Source organism: uncultured Amaricoccus sp., assembly GCF_937858865.1.
Lineage (GTDB): Bacteria > Pseudomonadota > Alphaproteobacteria > Rhodobacterales > Rhodobacteraceae > Amaricoccus.
This window is the reverse complement of sequence record NZ_CALLYO010000480.1, coordinates 1-8,832: the sequence shown is the minus strand read 5'-3', so window position 1 is coordinate 8,832 and position 8,832 is coordinate 1. Positions and strand designations below refer to the sequence as shown.

General features: G+C 71.3%; 11 protein-coding genes. 4 read left to right on the top strand and 7 right to left on the bottom strand.

From position 1 onward, the window contains the following. Positions 1-101: 101 nt before the first annotated feature. Together Q0112_RS14080 and Q0112_RS14075 are read right to left on the bottom strand one after the other, a co-directional pair. Entirely contained in the window at positions 102-635 is a 534-nt protein-coding gene (locus Q0112_RS14080) for a VOC family protein (protein ID WP_297976324.1), read from the bottom strand. A 26-nt stretch (positions 636-661) separates the two neighbouring features. Next, on the bottom strand, positions 662-1,348 hold the full coding sequence (locus Q0112_RS14075) for a ceramidase domain-containing protein (RefSeq protein ID WP_297976323.1): 687 nt from the start codon (positions 1,346-1,348) through the stop codon (positions 662-664). A 47-nt stretch (positions 1,349-1,395) separates the two neighbouring features. On the opposite strand from Q0112_RS14075, the gene Q0112_RS14070 reads away from it, so the two are divergent. Further along, on the top strand, positions 1,396-2,085 hold the full coding sequence (locus Q0112_RS14070) for a metal-dependent hydrolase (protein WP_297976322.1): 690 nt from the start codon (positions 1,396-1,398) through the stop codon (positions 2,083-2,085). Position 2,086: 1 nt separating this feature from the next. Continuing rightward, positions 2,087-2,380 carry a hypothetical protein gene (locus Q0112_RS14065; protein ID WP_297976320.1) on the top strand — a complete coding sequence of 98 codons (294 nt, stop codon included), beginning with the start codon at positions 2,087-2,089 and terminating at the stop codon, positions 2,378-2,380. 100 nt (positions 2,381-2,480) lie between these two features. Here Q0112_RS14065 and Q0112_RS14060 read toward each other — a convergent pair whose 3' ends face one another. Beyond that, positions 2,481-2,936 (bottom strand): nucleoside deaminase, encoded by a 456-nt coding sequence (locus tag Q0112_RS14060; protein ID WP_297976318.1) that lies wholly within the window; start codon positions 2,934-2,936, stop codon positions 2,481-2,483. Between the two features lie 59 nt (positions 2,937-2,995). Between Q0112_RS14060 and Q0112_RS14055 the strand changes: the two genes are divergently transcribed. Continuing rightward, entirely contained in the window at positions 2,996-3,733 is a 738-nt protein-coding gene (locus Q0112_RS14055) for a pseudouridine synthase (RefSeq protein WP_324565030.1), read from the top strand. Positions 3,734-3,797: 64 nt separating this feature from the next. On the opposite strand, the gene Q0112_RS14050 is transcribed toward Q0112_RS14055, so the two are convergent. The 4 genes from Q0112_RS14050 to Q0112_RS14035 all read right to left on the bottom strand — a co-directional run bounded on the left by Q0112_RS14050 (position 3,798) and on the right by Q0112_RS14035 (position 7,216). Then, positions 3,798-4,004: a cold-shock protein gene (locus Q0112_RS14050; RefSeq protein WP_297976316.1), complete on the bottom strand. Its 207-nt coding sequence runs from the start codon at positions 4,002-4,004 to the stop codon at positions 3,798-3,800. 265 nt (positions 4,005-4,269) lie between these two features. Then, positions 4,270-5,784, bottom strand: coding sequence for a tripartite tricarboxylate transporter permease (locus Q0112_RS14045; RefSeq protein ID WP_297976313.1), 1,515 nt, complete (start codon positions 5,782-5,784; stop codon positions 4,270-4,272). 14 nt (positions 5,785-5,798) lie between these two features. After that, the gene (locus Q0112_RS14040) at positions 5,799-6,281 is read right to left on the bottom strand and encodes a tripartite tricarboxylate transporter TctB family protein (RefSeq protein WP_297976311.1); all 483 of its coding nucleotides are present in this window, start codon (positions 6,279-6,281) and stop codon (positions 5,799-5,801) included. Then, entirely contained in the window at positions 6,278-7,216 is a 939-nt protein-coding gene (locus Q0112_RS14035; protein WP_297976309.1) for a tripartite tricarboxylate transporter substrate binding protein, read from the bottom strand. Before Q0112_RS14035 ends, Q0112_RS14040 begins: the two co-directional genes overlap by 4 nt. A gap of 132 nt (positions 7,217-7,348) precedes the next feature. Here Q0112_RS14035 and Q0112_RS14030 point away from each other — a divergent pair, with 132 nt between their 5' ends. Then, the gene (locus Q0112_RS14030) at positions 7,349-8,746 is read left to right on the top strand and encodes a sensor histidine kinase (protein ID WP_297976308.1); all 1,398 of its coding nucleotides are present in this window, start codon (positions 7,349-7,351) and stop codon (positions 8,744-8,746) included. Positions 8,747-8,832 lie beyond the last annotated feature (86 nt).

Here is an 8,832-nt window from a genome sequence, read left to right as displayed (position 1 = left end):
GTCACGGCCGCAAATCGTATGGCCGCTTTCCAGCCTCCTTCCAGCCGCATTCCAGCCCGCCCAAGTCGCTGTTAACACGACCGGAATCTGCCGGAGGCCGATCAGGCCGCGTCTTCCGGCGGATAGATGGTGAAGGCGCCCGGCGGCAGGTCCTGCACCGGGCAGTTGCCGAGTTCGTAGACGAAATCGAGCTTCGGCTCGGTATCGAGATAGAAGTGGAAATCCTTGAAGAACTGCCCGGTCTGCGTCACCGGAAACCCGCGCGCCTCCCAGTCCCCGACCACCGCCGCCATGTCCTCGTCGGCGATCTTCTCCTTGATATGATGCAGCCCCTCGCCCCGGCGGTCGATGAATTCCTGATAGATCATCGGCCCATAGACCGGCTCGATCAGCTCGACTTCCATATCCCCGATCCACGAGATCGCAATACGAAACTTGAACGGCTCGGTGACCGGTTTCCCGCCCACCTTCAGCCCCTTCACCGTCTCGTCGCTGAAGGTATAGACCCGCCAGGGCCCGACCTTCAGATGCTCGACCCAGTCCCTGAGGTTCCTGTCGAGATCCCGCGTAACCCACGCGATCTGAAAGATTTTCCGCCCGGCGTTGTGCCGCCGGAGCTCATCGTTCGTCATCATGCCCTCCCTGTCGGTGAACCGGCAGTCTAGCGCGCCCGCCGGCCGAGGGAAGCCGTCGGCCGGGCCGAGCGGACGAGGACCCGGATCATCCACCAGAGCATCGCCGCGTTGAGCAGATGCCAGAGGAAATGCGTGCCGAGCGGAAAGGCCGGGCAGACCGCCACATCGACGGTACGGAAGAAGAGCGACACTACCAGCACCCCCGCCCCGATGGCGAGCCCCCGCGCCGCCTCCGGCGCCCGCCGGCGCAGCGCCAGCGCATAGAGCGCGATCAGCAGCGGCACCGGCAGATACTCGACCGAGCCGTTCAGCGGCCCGACGACCGCCGCCATCCCGCGCGCCAGCACGGCGCTCGCCGGCACGAAGGCGGCCGCCGCCGCCACCCCGCCCCACCAGGGAACGCCGAAGAAACGCACCGTCGCCACCGCGAGATAGACCAGGATGAAGACCTGGATCGGCACCACGTCCGCTAGCATCGCCCAGACCCGGGCATGGGTATGGAAGAGGAAGGAGCCCACGCCGATCGCCGCGAGGATCAGCGCCAGCCCCTGCCCCGCCCGGTCGCCCGCCCCGTCGCGCGCCCGCGCCGCCATCCGCCAGGCCAGCCAGGCCGCCAGCAGGAAGGCCGCGTTGGTGACGGCATTGACCGGCTCGGACCAGTATTCCGGCCCCGTCCGCTCGCAATAGCTGTTGACCGCGCGGAACCAGTCCACTGAGATCCCTCCCGGGAGATCCATACGACCTCGGGGAGGAATGAACCATGCGCCTCAGCTGGCTCGGCCACAGCGGCTTTCGAATCGAGATCGAGGACCAGGTGATCCTGCTCGACCCCTGGCTCGGCAATCCGCTCTTCGACGCCGCCCGCCGCGGCGAGGCGATCGCCGGCGCCACCCGGATCCTCATCACCCACGGCCACTTCGACCATATCGCCGACACGGTCGCGATCGCGCAGGAGCTCGCCATCCCCGTCGTCGGCATCTTCGACATGATAACCTTCTGGGAGCAGAAGCACGGCGTCACCGGCATCGGTTTCAACAAGGGCGGCACCGTCCGCCTCGGCAACGTCGCCGTCACCATGGTCAACGCCACCCATTCCTCCTCCTGGGCCGGCCCCGACGGCCCGGTCTACGCCGGCACCGAGTCGGGCTACATGATCGCGGGCGAGGGGCGCACCATCTACGTCTCGGGCGACACCGACGTCATGGCCGACATGGCCCTCTTCGAGGAGCTGCACCACCCGGAGATCGGCATCCTCTGCGCCGGCGGCCACTTCACCATGGACATGAAGCGCGCCGGCTTCGCCGCGAAGAAGTTCTTCCACTTCCGCACCGTCGTCCCCTGCCACTATCGCACCTTCCCGCTCCTCGAGCAGAATGCGGACGCGCTGAAGGCCGCGCTGCCCGGCGTCGACGTGATCGAGCCCGAAATCCTCCAGCCGATAGAGCTCTGACATGACCCTCAGCTTCGACACCCCCGAGCCCCCCGCCACGCTCTCCCCGCCGCTCCAGGCCCTCTGGTGGCTCGGCAAGGGCGGCTTCCGCCCCGGCCCCGAATGGAAGCGCGCGCACGACATCTGCCAGGCCGCCGAGGGCAGCCCGGACTACGACCGGGTGCACGCGCTCGCGCACTGGATCGAGGGCGACCAGTCGAACTCCGACTACTGGTATCGCCGCTCCGGCACTCACCGCCGCGGCGGCGACATCGAGACCGAATGGGCCCACCAGGTCGCGGACCTCGGTGGCTGAGCCGCGTAGAATCCTAACGCCTGGTTACCGCCGAAAAAATCATTCGGCGATTACAAAGCGTTACGTATAGTTTCGCGCGCGAAATGTGCGTGACGCGCCCTCAGCGCCGCTCGTTGAAGAAGGCGCGCAGCAAGGCCGAGGCCTCCCGCTCGGCGACGCCGCCATAGACCTCCGGCTTGTGGTGGGTCTGACGGTGGACGAAGACCCGCGCCCCGTGCTCGACCCCGCCGGACTTCGGATCGGGCGCGCCGTAGAGCAGCCGCGAGATCCGCGCCGCGGCGATCGCGGCGGCGCACATCGCGCAGGGCTCGAGCGTCACGTAGAGGTCGAGCCCGCTCAGCCGCTCGCTGCCGAGCTCGGCGCAGGCGGCGCGGATCGCCAGCATCTCGGCATGCGCGGTCGGATCGTGCAGCTCCCGCGTGCGGTTGCCGGCCTTCGCCACCACCCGCCCGGTCTGCGGATCGACGATCACGCAGCCGACCGGCGTCTCGGCGCGGCCGAAGGCGGCGCGGGCCTCCGCGAGGGCGGCCTCCATATGCGGGGCGAAGCGGGTCATCGCCCCCTTCTGGCCCGGTTTCGCGTTGCGTGCAATCCGGGCCGCGGCTAGGGATCGGCATGGCCGAGAAGGACGCCCCCGACGCTCCCGAACGCATCGCCAGGCGGCTGGCGCGGGCCGGCGTCGCCTCGCGCCGGGTGGCCGAGACGATGATCGCCGCGGGCCGCGTCGCGGTGAACGGCAGGCACATCGACACCCCCGCCCTCACCGTCACCGCGGCCGACCGGATCAGCGTCGACGGCCGCGAGATCGCCGCCCCCGAGCCGGCGCGCCTCTGGCGCTACCACAAGCCCCAAGGCCTCGTGACCAGCGAGCGCGACGAGAAGGGCCGCGACACCGTCTTCGCCCACCTGCCGGCCGGCATGCCGCGGGTGATGAGCATCGGCCGGCTCGACCTCGCCTCCGAGGGCCTGCTCCTGCTCACCAACGACGGCGCGCTGAAGCGCCGCCTCGAACTCCCCTCGACCGGCTGGCTGCGCAAGTACCGGGTGCGCGCGCGCGGCACCCCCGACGACGCCGCCCTCGAGCCGCTGCGCAAGGGGATCACCCTCGACGGCGAGCGCTTCCAGCCGATGCGGATCACGATCGACCGCCAGCAGGGCGCCAACGTCTGGCTGACCGTCTCGCTGCGCGAGGGCCGCAACCGCGAGGTCCGCCGCGCGCTCGAGGCGGTCGGCCTGCGGGTGAACCGGCTGATCCGGATCTCCTACGGCCCCTTCCAGCTCCTCGACCTCGCCCCCGGCGCCGTCGAGGAGATCCGCCCCAAGGCCCTGCGCGAACAGCTCGGACTGAAGTGACGCCGCCTGCCGGCTGCGCCTTCAGCAAGCGCAGCCGCGGCCGCGAACCGGAAGAATGGATACCTCAGACGACCTTGAGCTGCCCGGCGCTCTTGCGCCCGTCGCGGCCGTCGATCAGCTCGTACTCGATCGGCTGGTTGTCCTTGAGACTCTGCAGGCCGGCGGCCTGGACGGCGGTGATGTGGACGAAGATGTCCTTGCCACCGTCAGCGGGCTGAATGAACCCGTAGCCCTTCTCGGTGTTGAACCACTTGACGGTGCCTTTAGCCATACGGGTCAGCCCTTCGGTCATAGAGACCCGGACACCACGTCCGGGCCGGCGTGGTGGCAGGCGCGATACCCGGGTGGAGCTCACGGGAAGCGCCCTCGTCAGGCAGGACCTGCCGAGGGCTTTTTACCGCGAATCGGGGCGTAAAAAAAGCTGCTTGTCGGATCCGCCCGCCGCCGCGGCCCGGGGAACGATGGCCGGCGCCGCCGATGCGAGAAGGGCCCGGACGGCTGTCCGGGCCCCTCGGGATGCGGATGGGAGGAAGGCGTCAGTCTTCCTCGGCGGCGAGCTGGCTCAGCACCTTGCCCTTGCCGCGGAGCCGGAGGTAGGCCGGCAGCAAGAGCGCGGTCGCCGCGATCAGGTAGAGGATGATCGCGACCGGCGAGTGCACGAGCACGCTCGGATCGCCCTGGCTGATCGCCAGCGCCCGGCGCAGCTGCTGCTCGGCGAGCGGCCCGAGGATGAGGCCGACGACGACCGGCGCGATCGGGTAGTCGTAGCGCCGGAGCCCGTAGCCGAGCAGGCCGAAGGCGAGCAGCATCCCGAGCTCGAAGGGCGAGGGGTTCGCCCCGATGGTGCCGAGCGTCGCGAAGGCGAGGATGCCGGCGTAGAGCCAGGGCTTCGGGATGGCGAGGAGCCGCACCCAGAGCCCGACCAGCGGCAGGTTCAGCACCAGGAGCATCAGGTTCGCCACCAGGAGGGAGGCGATCAGGCTCCAGACCAGCGTCGCGTTGTTGGCGAAGAGGAGCGGCCCGGGCTGGAGGCCGAACTGCTGGAAGCCCGCCAGCATGATCGCCGCCGTGGCCGAGGTCGGCAGGCCGAGGGTCAGGAGCGGCACGAGCGTGCCGGCCGCGGAGGCGTTGTTCGCAGCCTCCGGGCCCGCGACGCCCTCGATGGCGCCGTGGCCGAACTCCTCGGGGTGCTTGGTCAGCGCCTTCTCGGTCGAGTAGGAGAGGAAGGTGCCGATCTCGGCCCCGCCCGCCGGCATGGCGCCGATCGGGAAGCCGATCGCCGTGCCGCGCAGCCAGGCCTTCCACGAGCGGGCCCAGTCCTGCGCGTTCATCCAGACCGACCCCTTCACCGGCTCGATCTTGTCCTCGGCCATCGGCTGCGCTGCGACCTTGAGCGCCTCGCCGACGGCGAAGAGCGCGACCGCGAGCGTCGTCACCTCGATCCCGTCGAGGAGGTCGGGCATCCCGAAGGTCAGCCGCGCCTGGCCGGTCTGCAGGTCGATGCCGACGAGCCCGAGGGTCAGCCCGATCGCGAGCGCGGTCAGCCCGCGCAGGGCCGAGTCGCCGAAGGCCGCGGAGACGGTGACGAAGGCGAGCACCATGAGCGCGAAATAGTCGGCCGGGCCGAGGGAGAGGGCGAACTTCACCATCCAGGGCGAGATGAAGGCGAGCCCGATCGTCGCGATCAGACCGGCGACGAAGGACCCGATCGCCGCCGTGGCGAGCGCCGGTCCGCCGCGGCCCTTGCGGGCCATCTTGTTGCCCTCGAGCGCGGTGACGATCGAGGCGCTCTCGCCCGGCGTGTTGAGGAGGATCGAGGTGGTGGAGCCGCCGTACATGCCGCCGTAGTAGATGCCGGCGAACATGATGAGCGAGGCGGTCGGATCGAACTGGTAGGTGACCGGCAGGAGCAGCGCGACGGTGAGCGCCGGGCCGATGCCGGGAAGGACGCCCACGGCGGTGCCGAGCGTGACGCCGATCAGTGCGTAGAGCAGGTTGATCGGCTGCAGCGCGCCGGCGAGGCCGTGGGCGAGGAGCGCAAAGGTATCCATTGGCGTGCCTCGGATCAGAAGATGAGGGACTCGAGCGGCCCGGCGGGCAGCGAGAGCTTCAGCAGGCCGGCGAAGATCAGCCAGACGACGAGCGACAGCCCGATGCCGAGCGGCACGGTCAGCCAGAGCGGCCCGCGCCCGAAGGCCTTCGCCGCGCAGGCGAAGAGGAGCCCGGTCGCGATCGAGAAGCCGAGGGGCTTCAGGAGCAGCATCTGCGCCACCAGCCCGCCGACGATCCAGAGCATCGGCGCCACCTTGTCGGCCTCGCGCTCCTGCACGCCGTGGCGGAAGGCCGCCATCACGTGCCCGACCGCCAGCACGGCGAGAAAGCCCGAGAGCACGTAGGGCGCCGTCGTCGGCCCGACGCGGGCGTACTGCGCCGTGACCGGCATCGCCCTCGTCTGCCAGAAGATCACCGCGGCGAGCACGCCGAGCAGCACGCCGATGACGAGGGCGGCCCGGTCCGGGCCGCCCGCCTTGACGACCGGCGCGCTCATTGCACCAGCCCGATGTCGGTCAGGATCGCCCGCGTCGCCTCGATGTCGGCGGCGAGCTGCGCCTCGAACTCGGGGCCGGCGAGATAGCGGTCGTCCCAGCCGCGGGTCGCGAGCTCCTGCTTCCAGGCCTCCGAGGTGGCGAGCTTCTCGACGTCGGCGGTGATCGCCGCCTTCTCCTCGTCGCTGATCCCCGGCGCCGCGGCGACCATGCGCCAGTTCTCGAGCGCCACGTCGACGCCCGCCTCGCGCAGCGTCGGCGCATCGACGCCCTCGATCCGCTCCTCGCCCGAGACGGCGAGGAGCCTGAGCTGCCCGGCCTCGATCTGGCTCTCGAACTCGCCGAGCCCGGAGACCCCGACCGTCACCTGCCCGCCGAGGATCGCGGCCAGCGCCTCGCCGCCGCCCGAGAAGGCGATGTAGTTGACCTGGGTCGGATCGACCCCGACCGCCTTGGCGATCAGCCCGGCCATGATGTGGTCGGCGCCGCCCGCCGAGCCGCCGCCCCAGGCGACGGCGCCGGGGTTCTCCTTCAGCTTCGCGACGAGATCGTCCATCGTCTGGATGTCGCTCGCGGCCGGCACGACGATCGCCTCTGCCTCTCCGGTCAGCCGCGCGATCGGCGTCACCATCGAGAGATCGACCGGCGAGGCGTTGGTCAGGATCGCCCCGACCATCACGTAGCCGCCGACGATCAGATCCTCGGGATCGCCCTTGGACTGGGTCACGAACTGCGCCAGCCCGATGGTGCCGCCGGCGCCGGGGACGTTCGTCACCTGCACGTTGCCGGAGATGCCCTCCTGCTGCATCACGGACTGCATCGTCCGCGCGGTCTGGTCCCAGCCGCCGCCCGGCGCCGCCGGCGCCAGGATCGAATAGTCGGCCGCCCAGGCGGGCAGCGATGCGAAGAGAAGGGCAATCGTTGCCAGTTTTTTCATGTCGTTTCCTCCAGCTGGCGCACCGCGCCCGAGATTCAGCGCCGTTTCGGCGTGGCGGGTGATTCCCACATGAAGCTGGCGCCTGCCTGTCGGCGCTTCCGGCCCGGCCACGCGAGCGGCTATGCTCGGGCCATGGGCAGCGGTTCGACGCCGGCGACAGCGGGAGGGACGCGAGGGGAGGCGCCGCGCAGCGCCTCGCTGACCCTGCGCCTCGCGCTCTCGGTCGCGCTGGTGATCCTCGGCGGCGGCACCCTCGTCGCCCTCGCCGCCTTCGCCTACGGCCGCCAGGCGGCGCAGCAGGCCTACGACCGCCTGCTGATCGGCGCCGCCGACCAGATCGCCGGCTCGGTCAGCATCCGCGGCGGCGCCGTCTCAGTCGACATCCCTGCCTCCGCCTTCCAGCTCCTCTCGCTCGCCCCCGACGACCGCGTGCTCTACGCCGTCTTCGACCCGGCCGGCCGGCTCGTCACCGGCTACCCCGGCGTCGCGATCCCGGCCGCCCGCTTCGCCAACGCCGACTTCGCCGGCGAGCCCGTCCGCCTCACCCGCGTCAGCCGCCCCTTCTCCGAGCGCGACTTCGCCGGCGAGGTCGACGTCGTCGTCGGCCAGACCACCCGCGCCCGCGACGCGCTGGCCCGCGAGATCACCCGCAGCGCGCTCCTCGTCGTCGGCCTCCTCGGCCTCCTCATGGCCGGCCTCGCCGCCTTCGCCATCCGCTCCGCCCTCGCGCCGCTCCGCCGCGTCGAGGCCGGCCTCGCCGTCCGCGACTCCCGCGACCTGACGCCCCTCGACGTCGCCGTCCCGCGCGAGATCGGCCAGCTCGTCGCCACCATCAACCGCTTCATGGCCCGCCAGGCGCGCCAGTTCGACATCATGCGCAACCTGATCGCCGACGCCTCGCACCAGCTGCGCACGCCGGTCGCCGCCATGCGCGCCCAGGCCGAGCTCGCCGCCGAGGAGCCCGATCCCGAGCGCCAGCGCGCCGTCATCGCCCGCATCCACGACCGCGCCGTCGGCCTCAGCCGCCTGACCGACCAGCTGCTCAACCACGCCCTCATCATCCACCGCGCCGACGCCGCCCCGCACGAGACGCTCGACCTGCGCACTATCGCCATCGGCATCGTCGAGGAGATTGACGCCCCCGAGCTCTACCTCGACCTGCCCGAGGACCCGGTCGCCTGCCGCGGCGACGCCCTCTCGCTGCGCGAGGCCGGCAAGAACCTCGTCAACAACGCGCTCCGCCACGGCGCCCCGCCGGTCACGATCGAGGTGCGGGGCGAGGTCCGCGGCGACGGCGGGCGGGCCGTCCTCGCCGTCCGCGACCGCGGCCCGGGCATGCCCGAGGCGCTCTGGCAGGGCGCCGCCGCCCGCTTCGACCGCACCGGCGCCGTCACCCCGCAGAGCGCCAGCATCGGCCTCTCCATCGTCGCCGCCGTCGCCGCCGCCCACCACGGCGAGCTCCGCTTCGCCCGCACCCCCTCCGGCGCGTTCGAGGCCGCCCTGCTCCTCCCCGCAGGAGGCGCCTCATGATCCGCTGTCCAAACCGCCACCCCAGGGCGTCGAGGGCAGCGCCCGACCCGGCGGGCGAGAAGCGCCCGCCTGGGGGCGGGGCGGGC

Bases quoted from the DNA above. Each gene is read 5' to 3' on its own strand.
- Q0112_RS14030 (WP_297976308.1), top strand. From the start codon at position 7,349: ATGGGCAGCGGTTCGACGCCGGCGACAGCGGGAGGGACGCGAGGGGAG.
- Q0112_RS14050 (WP_297976316.1), bottom strand. From the start codon at position 4,004: ATGGCTAAAGGCACCGTCAAGTGGTTCAACACCGAGAAGGGCTACGGG.
- Q0112_RS14040 (WP_297976311.1), bottom strand. From the start codon at position 6,281: ATGAGCGCGCCGGTCGTCAAGGCGGGCGGCCCGGACCGGGCCGCCCTC.
- Q0112_RS14065 (WP_297976320.1), top strand. From the start codon at position 2,087: ATGACCCTCAGCTTCGACACCCCCGAGCCCCCCGCCACGCTCTCCCCG.
- Q0112_RS14055 (WP_324565030.1), top strand. From the start codon at position 2,996: ATGGCCGAGAAGGACGCCCCCGACGCTCCCGAACGCATCGCCAGGCGG.
- Q0112_RS14035 (WP_297976309.1), bottom strand. From the start codon at position 7,216: ATGAAAAAACTGGCAACGATTGCCCTTCTCTTCGCATCGCTGCCCGCC.
- Q0112_RS14080 (WP_297976324.1), bottom strand. From the start codon at position 635: ATGATGACGAACGATGAGCTCCGGCGGCACAACGCCGGGCGGAAAATC.
- Q0112_RS14060 (WP_297976318.1), bottom strand. From the start codon at position 2,936: ATGACCCGCTTCGCCCCGCATATGGAGGCCGCCCTCGCGGAGGCCCGC.
- Q0112_RS14070 (WP_297976322.1), top strand. From the start codon at position 1,396: ATGCGCCTCAGCTGGCTCGGCCACAGCGGCTTTCGAATCGAGATCGAG.
- Q0112_RS14045 (WP_297976313.1), bottom strand. From the start codon at position 5,784: ATGGATACCTTTGCGCTCCTCGCCCACGGCCTCGCCGGCGCGCTGCAG.